Annotated in this window: 17 protein-coding genes; 2 read left to right on the forward strand and 15 right to left on the reverse strand. The window is 48.9% G+C overall.

Annotation, left to right across the window (positions count from 1 at the left end; genetic code table 11):
- Positions 1-11: 11 nt before the first annotated feature.
- The 6 genes from V5J77_RS20700 to V5J77_RS20725 all read right to left on the reverse strand — a co-directional run bounded on the left by V5J77_RS20700 (position 12) and on the right by V5J77_RS20725 (position 7,244).
- Positions 12-1,181, reverse strand: a complete 1,170-nt coding sequence (locus V5J77_RS20700; RefSeq protein WP_338552727.1) for a Gfo/Idh/MocA family oxidoreductase — start codon at positions 1,179-1,181, stop codon at positions 12-14.
- A 21-nt stretch (positions 1,182-1,202) separates the two neighbouring features.
- Positions 1,203-2,231: a LacI family DNA-binding transcriptional regulator gene (locus V5J77_RS20705; protein WP_338552728.1), complete on the reverse strand. Its 1,029-nt coding sequence runs from the start codon at positions 2,229-2,231 to the stop codon at positions 1,203-1,205.
- A 250-nt stretch (positions 2,232-2,481) separates the two neighbouring features.
- Positions 2,482-2,814 (reverse strand): hypothetical protein, encoded by a 333-nt coding sequence (locus V5J77_RS20710; RefSeq protein ID WP_338552729.1) that lies wholly within the window; start codon positions 2,812-2,814, stop codon positions 2,482-2,484.
- 269 nt (positions 2,815-3,083) lie between these two features.
- A complete protein-coding gene (locus V5J77_RS20715; protein ID WP_338552730.1) occupies positions 3,084-4,670 on the reverse strand; it encodes a peptide chain release factor 3 in 1,587 nt (528 codons plus the stop codon).
- A 103-nt stretch (positions 4,671-4,773) separates the two neighbouring features.
- Complete coding sequence (zwf, locus tag V5J77_RS20720) at positions 4,774-6,330, reverse strand: glucose-6-phosphate dehydrogenase (protein WP_338552731.1); 1,557 nt, start codon at positions 6,328-6,330, stop codon at positions 4,774-4,776.
- A gap of 143 nt (positions 6,331-6,473) precedes the next feature.
- Positions 6,474-7,244 (reverse strand): YwmB family TATA-box binding protein, encoded by a 771-nt coding sequence (locus V5J77_RS20725; RefSeq protein ID WP_338552732.1) that lies wholly within the window; start codon positions 7,242-7,244, stop codon positions 6,474-6,476.
- Positions 7,245-7,553: 309 nt separating this feature from the next.
- On the opposite strand from V5J77_RS20725, the gene V5J77_RS20730 reads away from it, so the two are divergent.
- Together V5J77_RS20730 and V5J77_RS20735 are read left to right on the forward strand one after the other, a co-directional pair.
- A complete protein-coding gene (locus V5J77_RS20730; protein WP_338552733.1) occupies positions 7,554-7,928 on the forward strand; it encodes a hypothetical protein in 375 nt (124 codons plus the stop codon).
- A 90-nt stretch (positions 7,929-8,018) separates the two neighbouring features.
- Entirely contained in the window at positions 8,019-8,702 is a 684-nt protein-coding gene (locus tag V5J77_RS20735) for a hypothetical protein (protein WP_338552734.1), read from the forward strand.
- Positions 8,703-8,766: 64 nt separating this feature from the next.
- On the opposite strand, the gene V5J77_RS20740 is transcribed toward V5J77_RS20735, so the two are convergent.
- The 9 genes from V5J77_RS20740 to V5J77_RS20780 form a co-directional block, all read right to left on the reverse strand.
- A complete protein-coding gene (locus V5J77_RS20740; protein ID WP_338556963.1) occupies positions 8,767-9,426 on the reverse strand; it encodes a response regulator transcription factor in 660 nt (219 codons plus the stop codon).
- Positions 9,427-9,465: 39 nt separating this feature from the next.
- A complete protein-coding gene (locus V5J77_RS20745) occupies positions 9,466-10,542 on the reverse strand; it encodes a sensor histidine kinase (RefSeq protein ID WP_338552735.1) in 1,077 nt (358 codons plus the stop codon).
- A gap of 80 nt (positions 10,543-10,622) precedes the next feature.
- Positions 10,623-11,315 (reverse strand): PspA/IM30 family protein, encoded by a 693-nt coding sequence (locus V5J77_RS20750; protein ID WP_338552736.1) that lies wholly within the window; start codon positions 11,313-11,315, stop codon positions 10,623-10,625.
- A 2-nt stretch (positions 11,316-11,317) separates the two neighbouring features.
- Positions 11,318-11,812, reverse strand: coding sequence for a PspC domain-containing protein (locus V5J77_RS20755; protein WP_338552737.1), 495 nt, complete (start codon positions 11,810-11,812; stop codon positions 11,318-11,320).
- A 5-nt stretch (positions 11,813-11,817) separates the two neighbouring features.
- Complete coding sequence (locus tag V5J77_RS20760) at positions 11,818-12,492, reverse strand: PspA/IM30 family protein (protein WP_338552738.1); 675 nt, start codon at positions 12,490-12,492, stop codon at positions 11,818-11,820.
- 33 nt (positions 12,493-12,525) lie between these two features.
- Positions 12,526-12,822, reverse strand: coding sequence for a hypothetical protein (locus V5J77_RS20765; protein WP_338552739.1), 297 nt, complete (start codon positions 12,820-12,822; stop codon positions 12,526-12,528).
- A 402-nt stretch (positions 12,823-13,224) separates the two neighbouring features.
- Positions 13,225-14,805, reverse strand: coding sequence for an ABC transporter substrate-binding protein (locus tag V5J77_RS20770; RefSeq protein ID WP_338552740.1), 1,581 nt, complete (start codon positions 14,803-14,805; stop codon positions 13,225-13,227).
- An 88-nt stretch (positions 14,806-14,893) separates the two neighbouring features.
- Complete coding sequence (locus V5J77_RS20775) at positions 14,894-15,823, reverse strand: carbohydrate ABC transporter permease (protein ID WP_338552741.1); 930 nt, start codon at positions 15,821-15,823, stop codon at positions 14,894-14,896.
- A 32-nt stretch (positions 15,824-15,855) separates the two neighbouring features.
- Positions 15,856-16,770, reverse strand: coding sequence for an ABC transporter permease subunit (locus tag V5J77_RS20780; RefSeq protein ID WP_338552742.1), 915 nt, complete (start codon positions 16,768-16,770; stop codon positions 15,856-15,858).
- Positions 16,771-16,871 lie beyond the last annotated feature (101 nt).

Consider the following 16,871-nt stretch of genomic DNA (forward strand, 5'->3'; position numbering starts at 1 on the left):
ATGCATCTCCTCTATTTGTACTCCGCCAGCTTGACCCAGCGGCGCTCTGTAATCGACTGCTCAACTGCCTCCAGCACCTCTTGGCACCGCAGGCCGTCATGGAAATTCGGCACAGGCTGACGCTCCTCGTGAATCGCTAGCATCAGCTCCTGCATTTCATGCGTAAACGTATGCTCATAGCCGATCGTATGTCCCGCTGGCCACCAGGCATCCATGTAAGCATGAGCCGGATCGGTCGCGAGCACGCGGCGGAAGCCTTGAACATCGTCGGCATCGTCGGTAAAATAAACCTCCAGCTCATTCAGACGCTCAAAATCGAATTTGACACTGCCCTTGCTGCCGTTAATTTCGAAAGCGTTCGTCGAGCGATGTCCTGCCGCGAAGCGCGTCGCTTCGAAGCTGCCGAGCGCTCCATTTTCAAAACGAGTCATAAACAGCGTCGCATCATCCACCGTTACTTTGCCGCGAGCACCGGAAGCGTCCCCTTTGGCGCTAAGCCCCGTCATTTCCGATGGCAGCGGGCGCTCCTTGATGAACGTCTCGCTCATGCCGATGACCTCGTCAAACTCGCCAACAAGGAAGCGTGCCAGGTCAATCAGATGGGCGCCAAGGTCGCCATGCGAGCCAGAACCCGCAACCTCCTTCTGCAAGCGCCAAACGAGCGGGAACGTTGGGTCAATGATCCAATCCTGAAGAAACACCGCACGGAAATGATAGATTTCGCCCAAGCGGCCATCGCTGACAAGCTTCTTCGCTAGCTGCACCGCTGGTGCGAAGCGATAGTTAAAGCCAACCATATGCTTGATTCCGGTCTTCTCTGCCGCCTCCAGCATTTCCTTTGCATCCGCTACATTGAGCGCCAGCGGCTTTTCGCAGAACAAATGCTTGCCAGCCGCGGCAGCCGCCAGCGCAATCTCCTTATGCGCATCGCTTGGCGCATTAATGTCGATCACATCAATGTCGCTGCGCTCAATCAGCTTGCGCCAATCCGTCTCCGCGCTTTCCCAGCCGAACTGGCTTCTAGCTTGCTCCAGCGCCTCGGCGTTGCGTCCACAGATCGCTTTCATCTCTGGCAGTGCTGGCGTCTTTGGAAAAAACATCGGCAAAGCCCGATAAGCATTGCTATGTGCCTTACCCATAAACTTATAGCCGACCATTCCCACGCGTACTTTCTTCCCCATATTCAATCTCCGCCTCCCGATTTATGAAGATGTTTCCCGCTTAACTAAATGCACAGGCAGCAGCCCTTCGTTCACCTGCTGAGGCCCGTCCTTCTCAGGAGCGAGCAGCCGCTGTGCCGCCCTTCTTCCCATTTCGTAGAAAGGCACTGCTACCGTCGTCAGCTTCGGGCTCACAATAACCGAGCCCTCTGAATCATCGTAGCCGACGAGCTTTACATCCACTCCAGCCTCGATTCCATGTGCGCGCAAGCCATCCATCAAACCAATAGCCATCCGGTCATTTGCGGCAAATACGGCATCCACCTTCCCGCTGCGGATGAGCGCTGCAACAGCTTCCGCTGCTTCAACCCCACTCTTGCGGCTGTAGTTGCCCAGCAGTGTCAAGGACGGATCGTAGGCAAGCCCGGCACTCGTAAGCGCCTGCTTGTAGCCCGCCATCCGGTCCATACTGCTTGAGAACACATCCGGTCCATTTAGAAAAGCAATTTTGCGGCTCCCGCCGTCAATGAGATGCTTAACTGCCTCATAGCTCCCCGCATGATGATCCGCATCGACGGATAAATATCCTTCCTCCGCAAACCGCTGGTTAACGAGGCAAAATGGATAACCCTTCTCTTGAAGCTCCGCAAGCGCTTTCTTCTCTTCCGGCACATTTTGTGCGCCTAACACAATACAGGCATCAATCTTCTGTGCCAGAAACAGTCTGGCATAATCTCGCGAGCCGCTCGGCTCGCGAAATATTAACAGCACATCATACCCATATAGCTTAGCCGCCTCGCCAATGCCGCTCAAAATTTCTGCAAAATAATACGTGGAAAACAAATGAACCTTAGGAACAAATGGCAGGATTACGCCCAAATTCCCGCTCCGGCTTCTCGCGAACTGCTGTGCCAGCGCACTTGGCACATAACCAAGCTGCTGCGCCGCTTCCTCTACCCGAAGCCGAGTTTCTTCCCTAATGGGTCCTACCTTATTAAGCACTCTGGATACTGTGGCTTCGGATACGCCCGCAAGTGACGCAACTTCTTTTCTACTGACCAAAGCAAGCATCCTCCTGATTCACAAGCAAATTCAATTAATGTACACGCGTACATTATTTCATGAAAGTGGAAACCCGTCAATAGCAAAAATCAGACTATCCTTTTTCTCCGCATGCCGCAAAATAAAAAAGAACAGTGCAGTCCTCTAAAGGTCTGCACTGCTCTCTAACGCTTGCTTCTTTAATACTTGCTTCTTTGATACTTGCTTCTTTGATGCTTGCTTCTTTGCCGTTCCCTACCGCTGCTTATAAGCGATTCCTTTAGAAGCTTGACGGCGGTGGCGGCGGCGAATATGACGACTGGTTGCTGTCTGCCTTAGACGCACTCACAAGCAGCAAAACTCCTGTAATTAAATGCATGATCATGCCTACAATCGGAATAATCGCAATGACAGACGTAATGATACCTAGAATACTGCCATGCTTATCTGCATTATGCTGTGAAGCCAGCACCAAAGTGACAATGTGCAGAGCCAGCATGACAACCAGCGGAATATAAGAAAGACCCATTACAATCAGGCCGCCCATAACTGGAACCCCAATAATAATTTCAAAAATTCCTGTAATTAATAACAATGTTTTGACATTGCTCATTTCCCTTCAACCCCCCACTTCGATGTAATTGTCATCACGCAAGGAAAACAAATACAAGCTTCCTCTTCATATACTCTCCTATTGTATTCCAATTGCACTAGGTCTGACAATGCTTATCTTCAAGCAAAAACGACTTCGTCGTCCTTCCATGGCGATGAAGCGCTTTACCTTAGAAATATAAGCCCATTTATAAGTGTGAAACTTATACTTCCTTATATTTTCAAAAAAAACGCCAGAGCAGCTTGCCTGCCCTGACGTTCCCAGCGCGATTAAGGCGCCGTTTCGAGAAATTTCGAGGTCGGATTTTTGTCCATCGCCGTTCTCATTGCATATTCATTCTCAAATAAGACGACATAATTGCCCTTCTTGTCTTGAACGAGCGTCGAGTTAATTCGGAATTTCGCCGGGTCGATCTTATCGTCTACAATCCAGCGTGCAAACTGGAACGTCATGCGGTGCAATTGAATTTCGACGCCATATTCCGCGCGCATCCGATATTCGAACACCTCGAATTGCAGATGTCCAACCACGCCCAAAATCGTCTCATCAAAGCCGCCAACCGAGTGGAACACTTGAATCGTGCCTTCCTCCGTCAACTGGTCAACGCCCTTCTGGTACTGCTTATGCTTGAGCGCGTTCTTAACCGTTACTTTGGCAAAAATCTCTGGCGAGAACGTCGGCAGCTCGTCAAATACGACTTCCGAGTTTTGCGACAGCGAATCGCCAATACGGAAAATACCCGGATCGAACAAGCCGATAATATCGCCCGGATAAGCTGTCTCTACAATGTCGCGATCCTGTGCCAAAAACTGCTGCGGCTGCGCCAGCTTAATATCTTTGCCCGCACGGACATGGCGAACGCTCATTCCACGCTCAAAGCGCCCGGAGCAAATACGCAAAAAAGCAATCCGGTCGCGGTGAGCCGGGTTCATATTCGCTTGAATTTTAAAGACATAGCCCGTGAACTTCTCATTCGTCGGTTCTACAGGGCCGTCGGTGCTCATGCGCTCCGCCGGTTTTGGCGCAAGCTCAAGGAAGTTATCCAAAAACGTTTGCACGCCAAAATTGTTAACCGCACTGCCGAAGAAAATTGGTGTCAGCTCGCCAGCACGTACTTTCTCGATATCGAATGGGTCGCCTGCAACATCAAGCAGCTCAAGATCCTGCACGAGCTGATCATGCAAGTATTCTCCTGCCATCTCGCGAATAATCGGATCGTTGTAATCATCCGTCTTGCGCACTTCAATGGTGCTGTGATCATTGCCTTGGAATAGCTCGACTTGATTTTTCATCCGGTCATAAACCCCGCAAAGCTCGCGGCCCATGCCAATCGGCCAGTTCATAGGAACCGAACGGATGCCAAGCACGCGCTCCAGCTCCTCCATCAGCTCAAACGGACTTTGACCTTCACGGTCCAGCTTGTTGATGAATGTAAAAATCGGAATACCGCGTTTACGGCAAACTTGGAACAGCTTGATCGTCTGTGCCTCGACGCCTTTGGCAACGTCAATCAGCATGACCGCGCTATCGGCTGCTGTCAGCGTCCGATACGTATCCTCACTGAAATCCTGGTGACCAGGCGTATCCAAAATATTTACCCGATGGCCGTCGTAATCGAATTGCATAACGGAGGAAGTAACGGAAATTCCCCGCTGCTTCTCAATTTCCATCCAGTCGGAGGTCGCGTGTCGGCTTGCTTTCCTCGCCTTAACGGAGCCAGCCAGACGAATAGCTCCTCCGAACAGGAGGAGCTTCTCGGTTAGCGTCGTTTTTCCCGCATCCGGGTGAGAGATAATCGCAAACGTGCGGCGCTTATCGACTTCCAGCTGCAATTCATTGCTTAACGTTTTGCTCATTGCTTGCCTTCCCTTCATTCATACAGCGCACGGCCTAAAGGCGGTGCGCTGCTGTGGAATATCTTCATTTGAAATTATGCGAAATTGACGTCCAGCCTGCTGCTTACTTGCTGCTGTTCGTAATCCAAATCACATTGTCCTCGTCCTGTCCATTTACCGGCCACCAGTGGAAGCCATCCTCTGCAAGCAGCTTATCCGCCGCTTCTGGTCCCCATGAGCCAGCAGGATAAGACTGAAGATCCTTCTTGTCCTCGCCCCATGCTTGAGCGATTTTGTCAACAAACTCCCATGCCTGAGCGACTTCATCCCAACGAGTGAAATACGTAGAATCGCCGCGCACCGCATCGTGGATCAGACGCTCATACGCTTCAGGCGTATTCAGGCCGATCTGGCAGCTTTGACAAAACTCCATAGCCACGGGCTGTACCGAATTATCAGCACCCGGCGTCTTGGCATTGACTTTAATGTAGATGCCTTCCATCGGGTTAACCCGAATAACGAGCAAATTCGGCGCAAGATCATGACGCTGCGCGAACAAGACGTTTTGCGGCATCGACTTGAATTCAATAACAACCTCAGTCGTCTTCACCGGCAGGCGTTTGCCTGTACGAATGTAGAACGGTACGCCAGCCCAACGGAAATTGTCTACCGCTACTTTAGCAGCGAAATACGTTTCCGTGGTAGATTCCGGATTAACAGAATCCTCTTGACGATAGCCCGTCAGCTCCTTGCCGCGAGCCGTGCCTTCGCTGTATTGAGCGCGAACGACGTTCTCGCGAACCTCATCGCTTGATTTGTAGTTGCGCAGCGAGCGCAGCACTTTAACCTTCTCATCGCGAATATCTTCGCCATGCAGACGGCTAGGCGGCTCCATTGCAATCATTGTGAGCATTTGCAGCATATGGTTTTGACCCATGTCTCTTAATGCACCGGATTTGTCATAATAACCGCCGCGATCCTCTACGCCAACCGTTTCCGACAGCGTGATTTGCACATTAGCGATATGATTATTATTCCACAATGGCTCGAAAAATGCATTAGCAAAACGAATAACCTGAATATTTTGCACCATTTCTTTACCCAAATAGTGATCAATGCGGAAAATTTCCTCTTCCTTGAACACTTGGCTCAACTGGTCGTTCAGCTTTTGTGCGGATGGAAGATCGTAGCCGAATGGCTTCTCGATTACAACGCGGCTCCAGCCCTTGCAATCCAGCAGACCGCCGTCCCGCAGGTTGAAGGACACCGGCCCGAACAACGCAGGCGCTAGAGCTAAATAGAACAAGCGGTTGCCTGGAATATCAAATTTCGCTTCCAGTTGCTCCGAAAGCTTGTTCAGCTCGCGAAAGCCATCCACCGTATTAATATCGAGCGACATATATTCGAAATGCTCGGCAAAGCGATTCCAAAGCTCCGCATCATCTGCCTTGTAGCGGCAAAATTCTACGATAGAATCATAAACATCCGAACGGAACTGCTCGTTCGTGCGAGGTCTGCGGGCAAGGCCGACGACCGCAAATTTTTCAGACAATTTTCCTTCTTTATATAAGCTGAACAGGGCAGGGAACAATTTGCGCTTAGCTAGATCGCCTGTTGCTCCAAACAAGTAATATACAGCGCCTTGCGGCGGTAGCGTTTCGGGATTCGTATTTTGCTCCATATTCCTCATTCTTTCCTATGAATTTTTATACGTCTTTACATGGTATGTAGTTTAACATATTAATCCTGAAACTGCTACGCAATCCACCATAAAAAAAACTAATACCGATCGTTATTTATCCTGATTTCATCACAATATTTCATCTATTGCGAGGCGCTGTAATCGCCTGAAATCAGCGGGATTCCAATTACGACCGCAAGCTCTCCCGTATCCGTTCCTTTATGCACCGCAACCTGCATATTCGCCTCCTTGCCGCCAGTATTTACAGAAGCTTTAAGTCCTCCAGTGAAAAAGCTTTCGCTTACCGTCCCGGCATCATCGTACCGATCCACCGCTTGAGCAGCCGCAAGCTGCGCAAGCCGCTCCGCTACATTATTATATTCTGTCAAGCCTCTGATGGTTATTCCTCCATCATAAGAAATATTTGTCCTTCTCATAGCGGACTCAATATGATCAATAGCTGAAAGCAGCTTACGCTGATCCGCTTGTTTGCTTGATTCTGGGGAAAAAAGCACGAGCATCTGCTGCTGCCCTTCCCCCGCAGACGCCGTAACGCTCAAGGACAGCTTGCCGCCAAATTCCGGCAGCAGGATGCTAAGCTCCCCTTCCGCATCGCCTTCATAGCGTGGAAATAGCTGCTCCCGCAGCTTAGAAGCCTCTCCGCTCGCGTACCAGCGCAGCGTCCAGCCTGCACCAGATGCCCCGGACTCCAGCAGCCCATCGCTCCAGCTCCAAATTTGCTTCATGTCATGCTGAAGCAGGCTGCCCTCCGCTTGTCCTTCCGTCGTCAGCTTATCCTGATTAACGAGTGCCCATATCGCGCCAAAAATAAGTACCATTGCGGCTGCCAGCACGCCGATCCGGCTGCGCCGTTTTATTTTTTCCTGTTCCGTGTACCTGCTCAGCTTTGTCATCGCTCACATCAGCCTCCTTGGCCTGCATAACCTGCCAAATGATGGGTAACGCTTCCATTTTACATGAAATTCCAGAAAAGAACAGGAACGATATATTTATTTTTGCCTGCCTTTCCTTGAGACTCTAGCCTTACGCCTCCAACTGCCGTTCGTAAAAAATCGCGATTGCTGTTTGATTTAGGCAGAAAAAGGGGAATTTATAGTAGATAGGCTGTTTTCTTCTCAACTGGGTAAACATCCATACACATCCGCCTTTAGGTGAATATACTGCTTGCAAAAGCATAAAGCCTAATAGGAGGGAATTCATACATGGAACAGATTTATCCCCTTGAAGAAAGCGTCATATCACGTTTTTGCGGAATGCCCGTCTGCATAGTAACCCACGATGGCGCAAAGCATTTCGGCATATTAAGCCACTGCCGGGGCGGTAAGCTTACGCTGAATGAAGAGCCTGGCGCGCAGACGCTGGCCGAAGCTGAATCACCTAAAGCCGGTAAGGCCAAAGGCAAGCCCAAGGGCAAAGCAAGCAAAAAATCCCCTGAGGCAAAAGATAAAGTCGCACAAACCCAAGCCTATCCTTATGATCCCTACTATTATAATTATAACCCAGGGTATTATTCGCCGTTTGGCGGTGCGTTCGCCATCGACCTCGCCCTGATCGCCTTTTTGTTCCTGCTCATTTAATAAACCAATATTCGACAGCGATTTTCAGCAGTATTTGCAGCTATCATCCCTTATGCTAGCTAAAGAATCCGATTTAAGGAGGTTATTGAAATGTCCATCCGCCCTATCGAACGCACAAACCGGAGAGCTGTCTTCGAGCCTATACAGCGCATATCGCCTTACGCCAGTTATCCTTACAGGGATATGGAATTTCAACGGCCTCCCGAGCACGATTTTGACTGGAATGATCCTTATCGCGAAGCTGCCGGCCATGCGGCCGTCTGGCTCGAGCAATATAGACAAGCCCACAAAGAGGTGCAGGTCATTGCTCTCAAAATCCTCAATGATTTCAACGAGCGCTGCCTTGTCGAGCAGTTGACGAAGCTGACGGGCGTCATAAATCGCCTGCAACAGGCATTCGTCCAGGTAGCCCGCTACATTAAGCCATCGCTATGGGATCGTGCGCAGCAGGCCATGAACCATCATGCTTCGGCGCTAGTTGGCTTCATCCGCGATGACGTCACAAGCCGCTGGATGCTGCGTCCAGCCATTACTGCCTCCATCTACCGCGAGTACCCGTTGTCGGGCCAGCATTTGTATCGCCAGCTTCTAGGCCCCTATGGGCTAATGACGACGCTGCTGCAAGCCTTGTCGCTCAGCGGCGACGAAATCCGGACAACCGATCTGTTGAAAAATAATACCGAGCGCACACAGCCATACGCCACCTACTATAGCTCGATGAAAATGCATTATCCGCTACCTCGAAGCGGATTGCTATTGAACAATGAAGGCTAATCCATAAATTGCATCCGTTCATTTTCAACCTATAATTCCTCAAAAAATAAGCAAGGAATTGCCGCTAATCGGCAATTCCTTGCTTATGTGCGTATATGGCAGCCTGTGTCCGGTCATCAACGTTAAGCTTATTGAAAATGTTCGTAATATGAAACTTCACGGTTTTCACCCCAATGAACAGCTCATCCGCGATTTCCTGATTTGACATCCCCTGTGCGACACGCTTAAGCACATCCATCTCGCGGTCGGTCAAATCATCATGCAGCGGGGCTGCGACAGGCTGCTTAGGCTGGCGCATACGACTCATCATCTTGGCAGCTACTTGCGATTCCAGCACCGATTGCCCGCGTGCAGCCGCACGGATCGCATCCGCAATTTCATTAGCGCGAGATGTTTTCAGAAGATAGCTGAACGCACCCGCTTCAATGACCGGATACAGCTTGCTGTCATCAAGATAGCTCGTAAGAACGATGACCTTGCAATCCGGGTACAATTCCAGCAGCTTCGCTGTCGTCTCCACGCCATCCATGCCATCCATCACCAAATCCATCAGCACAACGTCCGGCTTATAGGATTGTGCCATCCGTATACCGTCATACCCATTGCTTGCTTCACCGACTACTTCAATACCATCCTCGGTGTCCAATACGGCAGCAAGCCCGATTCTCACCATCTCGTGATCATCTACCAGCAGCACTTTAACAGGTACAGCTAATTGCTCCATCGACTCCACATGTCTCCCCACTTTCATCCTGCTCACTCTTTACCCATTTATGTCCAGCGGCACCGTAATATGAATCAGCGTACCTTCCCCTTGCCTTGATGACATATGCAGCTTGCCGCGAATCTCATTAACCCGCTCCTCCATCGTCAGCAGCCCGTAGGAAGTCTTCTTCTTCTGCTCCAAATCAAAGCCTATGCCGCTATCCTGTAGCAGCATGCAGACAGCTCCCTCTTCCCGATAAAGCCTTATATCCATTGTATCCGCTTTGGCATGTCTCAGTGTATTGGACAATGCCTCCTGAGCAATGCGGAACAAATGATCCTCCGCAGCCGGCTTCAACGCTATGGAATCATCGAGGGACAATTCAATGGTCATCGGCACTTTTTCCTTAAGCTCTCCAACGAGCAGCGTAAGGGCTTGCGCAAGATTTTTCCCATCAAGATGTACAGGCCGCAAATGCAGCAGCAGCGCTCTCATCTCCGACTGCGCCACGGCAGCCATCTCTTCAATCAGCTGCACCTGACGACGCGCCCGTTCCCAATCCCGCTCGATCGTGCGGCTAACAGCCGTTGCTGTCATCGAAATGGCAAACAGCTGCTGGCTAACTGCATCATGCAGCTCACGCGCAAGTCGCTGCCGCTCTTCAATGACCGCAGAAAATTTTACCTTCTCCGTCCATGCGTCGTCCTGATCCTCACGCTTTAAGCTTTCCGAATGCTCATCATGTTCAGCTGAATCAATGGTCACCGGATAGTTTCGCCTAAGCTGCTGCTCGGTAAGTCGCTTAATGACCTCGCGCAGCTTCGAATTTTGCAAATAATTGTTTAAAGCTACAATCGCCATGGCCACCCCCGTAACAGCGAGCCCAATAACCGCCCATTTCGCCTGCAGCGTATATAAGTTCACATAACCGATGCCCTGCAGCATAATAACGGCGAGGCTAAGTATAATCAGCAGCCAGAGGAAGGATTCCGTTAGGTTTTTGCGCCGATTGGCTGCTTCCCTTCCATTATGCTGTCCGCTCTGCTTCTGCTGCTGATTCATCGGCCGAAACCGTTGATCCTGCTGCTGCTGCGTAGTAGGCTGCTGTCCTTGCAAGGGCTTCTCTTCGGCCAACCTGCTCACTCCTTAAACGACAAGCAAGAAGGAGCAGACCGGGTTGCCCGGTCCGCTCTCTTCTCATCCTGCGAATTCTATTATTCCTGCGGTGCTTTATCCAGCTTCAGCTTGTTTTTGAGCGCATCCAGCTGCTCATCCACTTTAAGCTGTTTTTCAGCTTCTACTGCATTAAAAGGTGCAGCCGTGCCGCTGTAGGAATACGGTGAGCGCAATACGTCCGCTTCCGCTTCCATTTGCAAAATTTTCTCTTCCATACGGTTAAAACCTCTGGAAGCTGTACCTTTATCAATGGTATTCGTAGTCGTCATTTGAGCAATATGCTTTTGCGCTTTCGCGACTTGAGCACGGGACGCAAGCTCGTTGCGTTTGTTGCGAAGCTGGTAGAACTCATCTTTCAAAGCATGCAGCTGCTGAGTCAGCTCTTCTGCTTGCGATTTGGATTGAGCATACAGATCCGTGTACTCGATTACTTTTTGATCGAAGAACAATTTCTCTTCCAGCAATTTGCGAGCAAGCTGCTCCTGATCATTGCGAATAGCTGCTTCTGCTTTAGACTCACGGTCAGCTGTGCTGCGAACCGCCTCCTCCAAACGCTGCTTCATACGGCGCTCGTTGGCGATTTGCTTCGCTACTGTTACCTCTGCTGAATGAATTTCCGCTTCCATGTCACGCAGGTACTGATTGAGCATTACAACCGGATCCTCCATTTTGTCCAATACCTCATTCACCGATGCCTTCGTCATGTCTTTCATTCTTTTAAAGATTCCCATAATTATAACTCTCCCTTCTCGTATTTGGCTAGTTTTGTACGTAACTCTTCGATTTCTTTGCGAAGTGCCTTTTTCTCCAAATCCTCAAACATGCTGTCAAATTGTGACGAGGATGGGCTTGGTGCTGTCGGTGCATTTTGACCGTTCCATTGCTGCTGTGGGCCCTTCGTGAACGAGCCTTGGAATTGCGAGCCGAAGCTTTGGTTGCCACCAGCACCGCCGCTTCCATAACCGTAGCCATTGCCTTGTGATCCTGGTCCACCATTTCCATAGCCGTTTCCATAGCCGTTTCCGAAGCCGCCATTATAATAAGGAGGCTCTTTAGGTACGACTAGACCAGCCAATAAGTAGATGAAAATGACGATTCCGCTCGAGAAGATGGTCACTACGATGAGTAAAATTCTGAGCAGTGTTGCATCTATATTGTAGGCTTCGGCAATCCCGCCGCATAAGCCGAATAATTTGCTGTCTCGCGAAGAACGGTATAGTTTCTTCATATCACTCAGGACTCCTTCTGCAGCTTCCTTTTGAGCTGCTCCAACTCTTGCTCGATTGCCGATTGAATCGAATGGCCTGCCTCAACAGCAAACTCTCTGCCCATTCGGCGCAAATCGTGCAGGCTCTTTGCTTCCAGCTCCATGTTGCTGATGCTGTCTTCAAGCCTTCTAAACATACTGCCAGGCTGCGCGCCTTGCTCGCCAATCCCGCTAAACCGTGCATTCATTCGCTGCTGCAATCTCAGCGATTCCATTCTTGCTGCATAATATTCACGTCTATCATAAACCGATTGGTATTCACTGCGCATTTCACGAAGCTGTTCTTCAAGCCCAAGCGTATTCGATCTGCTTTGCTCATACAGCTCGCGATATTGCGCTGCACGCTCCTCGCTGCTTGCCTTCTCGTGAAGCGCCAGTCTTGCCAGATGCTCCTCGCCTGCCTTTAGGGCAGTCATCGCTTGCTGCTCACGCTTTTCCTTCTGCTGCTCAGCTTGCAGCCATTGAATCTTCAGGTGGTTAGTATGACCTGTATATTGCTCATACAAGCGTTCCGCCTGCAATATATCTTCCCTTGTTGACCAGAGGAACTGATCAATCAACTTGACGGGATCCTCTGCTTTCTCCAAACGTTCATTTAGTGTAGCAACCGTAATATCGCGAACTCTACGCATAATGCTCATTGGCTTCCCTCCTCAGTATCCATCTATTTTTAATTAGTAACCGCGGTAGCTGCTTTTTCTCAGAAGCGAAATGCCGTAAACGACGAGTCCAACAGCGAGAACAAGCAAGATCAAGCCTGAAAACTTTGCAAAAACGGCGAGTGAGCCGATCGTTATGAGAATGCCGCCGATCCATTTCTTATTGTTGCTCCAGCCAAGAACACCAAAGCCGATTAGAATGAAAGGGAACAGGAAGCCGATTAATCCACCAAGATGTACGCCGAGAAATTTCAGTACGATGAAGCCTCCGACTAACGCTAGGATAACACCTAGTAGCTTTTGATTTGCCATTTGTTTGTCACCGCCTTTCATATAGGGAGATGTAAAATGCTGCCGTGCCCAATCGTTTGTTTCCTGCATTTATGTGTTTCGTTTGTTGCTGTGCTGCTTATGTACTTATTGTAGGTTGTTTTGCATGTTTCTAAAATGGACTTGCGGCTGTTTTTACACTAGACCTTGGTCGGGGAGCTATGCCGTACCGCAGTCTTAGTGCGGTTTTCATGCAAAAACAAGCGGACAGCCCCCTCGACCTGAGGAGGCTGCCCGCTTGCTTGAATTACGTTGTGTGCCGGCATTTTTTAATAGAAGAATTTATAAGCTTCGTCCTTATATCCGCTTATAATTCTCCGTCAAAGCTTTTCATTCGTCCTAGAAGGACGACGAAATCATTTTTGCTTGAATGCTTGATCCACCTTATTTGCTGGCTAAAAACTTGTCAAACTGGCTTTGCTTCTCAGCAATGATTTTTTCGATGCCTGCGGATTTCAGCTTCGCTGCATATTCCGGCAATACTTTATCGACGTCCACCGAGCCTGTTTCAAGCGCCGTCAAATACTGCTTGTCGACGTTGACAACTGCGCCGATTTCCGCTTTCAGAGACTCACCGTCGAAGACGAAGCCAAGTCCAGGGGAAACCTTGGCATTTTGGTTAAACTCTTTGAATTTCTCCCATTTGTTCGGGTCCTCTGTATCCCATACATAGTTCAGGAACTGGCTACCGAACATCCAAGCTGCGCCTGGGTTGTAGTTTTTCGTATTATCAGTGGACTTAATCACTTCATCGCTTACCTTCGTATAGTGATCATTCTCGATACCAAAGTTAAGCAGATTGTTGACATATTTGTCCGAGTGAAGCAAATTGATGAACATCATAGCGCGGGCAGGATCTTCCGAAGTGGAGGAAATGCCGAGCATGGAACCCGCTGTTTCCGAAGTAGCAATCGTCTTCGTATTCAGCTCCAGCTGTGCAAGCTTGCCTGTCATACCCGTTTGGTTCTCAAGCTCTTTATCCTTGCCTGGCTTCAGCGACGAAGTCATCGAGAACACATTGCCTGCTTTCATAGCATCGTAGTTCATCGTTTGGTTCGTTGCTGCGTCGCTGTTGATGTAGCCTTTTTTGAAAAAGTCACGAGTCAGCTTGAGCGTATCCACATAACGGGCTAAATCATAATTAGCTTTAACCGTCGTGCCCTCTTCGTCTTTCAAAATAATACCCGGGATCGACGTATCGCCCAGTGCGTCATAATTGCCGAAATAATGCGAGTTGAACGTCTCGCCGTCTTTCAAATAAAGCGGTGTCAACTCCGGGTGCTTCTCTTTTACAACCTTGTATACGTTGTCAAGATCAGCGATCGTTTTTACTGCGGTCATATCAATGCCCAGTTCATCGGCAATGTCTTTGCGGTAAATGATGCCGCCTTGCGCCGCAAGCTCTTTATTCGTTGGAACGCCGTAGTTTTTGCCGTTGATTTTCGCGCCTTCAAGGAATACAGGATCAAGCGTTTTCAAAATATCTTGGCCATCTGATTTGAGCAAATCGCCTAGCTCTATGAATGCGCCCTTCGCAACGTTAACAGCATGCTTATTCCATTGGGCTGTGAAAATAATATCAACCTTTTGACGCGAAGCGATCATTAGATTGATTTTGTCATCCCACGGACCCCAATCGATCGGCATTAAATCAATAGAAGCATTGATCTTATCCTTTAAATATTCGTTCAGCTTCGCTTCTACCTTTGCTTCATCCGCCTGTGGCGCTCCTGTATACACGAGTTTAATCGTATATGGCTCCAAGGCCGCAGCTCCATTATCTGCTGGTGTTGATTCTGGGCTCGCTGCTGCTTCGGATGTTGCCGGGCTTGCTGCTTCCCCTGCATTGCTTGGTGAAGCATTTCCATTCGTCGCACCACTGCCGCTGGAGCAAGCATTCAGCAATAAAGCAAAAGTGAGCATCGTGGTGGTAACGCCAAGCACTCCCTTATTTGTTCTACTCATATTCCCATTGACCTCCCCAAAAAAATGATAAATCTATGCTTGCACCGGCATTCGTCCGGTTACAGCCCTTAGCAGGCAGAGCCTGCCGTCAGCCTTTTACAGCACCGACGGTCAAACCCTTTACAAAATACTTCTGGAAAAAAGGATAAGCGAATACGATTGGTCCAATACCCATAATCGCCATAGCCATACGCACCGTTTCATTCGGGAAGGAGACGGTGCCCCCTGCCGCAGCAATCGCTGATGCCGCGTTGCTGTTGCTCGCCAAAAACTGAATGTTGAGCAGCATTTTGTACATGAGATATTGAATACTCAGCGTCTTGTCATCGGTTATGAAGACGAGGCTGAGGAACCAATCATTCCAGTAGTTGACGGTGCTGAAGAGCGCAACAGTTGCCAGCACAGGCAGCGAAAGCGGCGTGACGATACGGAAAAATATGAGCATCTCGCTCGCTCCGTCGATTTTGGCCGCTTCGAGAATCGCTACAGGAATCGTCGACTGAAAAAACGTGCGAATGACGAGCACGAAAAACGCAGAGACGAGCAGCGGCAGCACAAGTGCCCAAATGTTATCCCTCAAATTCAGCATGTTCACGTAAACGAGATACCAAGGTACAAGCCCGCCGTTGAACAGCATCGTGAAGAAAATGAAGAAGGTGAAAAACTTGCGATGCGGAAAGTCCGTCCGCGAAATCGGATACGCATACAGCGCCATAATAATGAGGCTGAGAATGGTACCGGCAATCGTTACGAAGATCGTCACGCCGTAAGAGCGCAAAATTTGCTGCCAATCCGTAAACAGAAACTTATAGGCTGTAAAATCGATTTGATTCGGAATGAAGCTGTAGCCTTTCGTCAGCACATCCTGCTCATTCGATAGTGATACCATAACAATTAGAAGAATAGGCAGCAGACAAGCGATCGTATACAGCATAAACCCAATGTTGATAATCGTGTTCGCTGTAGGCGAAATCGCGTTGAACGGGTTCGAACCCGATTTGCTCATTTCAGTTTGCATAATGTTTGTTTCCTCCCGTTTTTATCCATACTCTAAAACAATGCGCTGTCCTTATCGACTCTTCGAACGAACCAATTCGACAGGAATACGAGTATGAAGCCAACCAACGATTGGTATAGCCCCGCTGCTGACGATAAGCCAATATCGCCCATTGCAATAAAGGTTCGGTAAACGTACGTATCAATAACGTTCGTTACCGGGAACAAAGGACCCGACTCGCGCGGCACTTGGAAGAACAAACCGAAATCCGCATAGAATACCCGGCCAATTTGCAGCAGCGTAAGTACGATAATCGTTGGCATAAGCAGCGGAATCGTCACACTTTTAATTTGCTGCCACTTGCTTGCGCCGTCTATCGTTGCCGCTTCGTAATATTCGTCGTCGATGCCGATAATAGCCGCCAAATAAAGCACGGTGTAATAACCGACATTTTTCCACGTATTAATAATCGGCAGCAGGAACGGCCATATTTTTGTCTCGAAATACCATTGCAGCGGCTCAAGTCCAAGCCATTTCATAATAGAAGTGTTAATGAAGCCATGCGTATCATGCAGGAATCCGTACACCAAGTAGCTGACTACAACCATGGATAAAAAATAAGCGAGGAAAATGACCGCTTGATGAAACTTCGCCATCAGCTTGTTTTTCATCTCATTGAGCATAATCGCAAATGCAACTGGCACAATCATGTTCAAAATAATAAACGAAATGTTGTAAAGCAGCGTATTTCTCGTAATAATCCAGGCGTCTGATGTTTTAAACAAATACTTGAAATTGTCGAACCAGACCCAAGGACTATTAATAATCCCATCAGAGTAATTGACATTTTTGAATGCGATGACGGTTCCTAGCATTGGAATATAGTTGTTGAAAATCAAAAACAATACTCCGGGAGCCATCATGACATAGAAGATCCAATATCTTCTCATGTTAGTAGCGAGCGTCATATTTTCATCCTTTCTCCATCCCTCTCTATGTTTAAATTGTAATGAAAAACGGAGCCTCTCATCTATCGGCTCCGTGACTGTATTAACGCTATAATGACTTA

Origin of the sequence: Paenibacillus sp. KS-LC4 (assembly GCF_036894955.1) — a bacterium.
In the GTDB taxonomy this organism is placed as follows: Bacteria; Bacillota; Bacilli; order Paenibacillales; family Paenibacillaceae; genus Pristimantibacillus.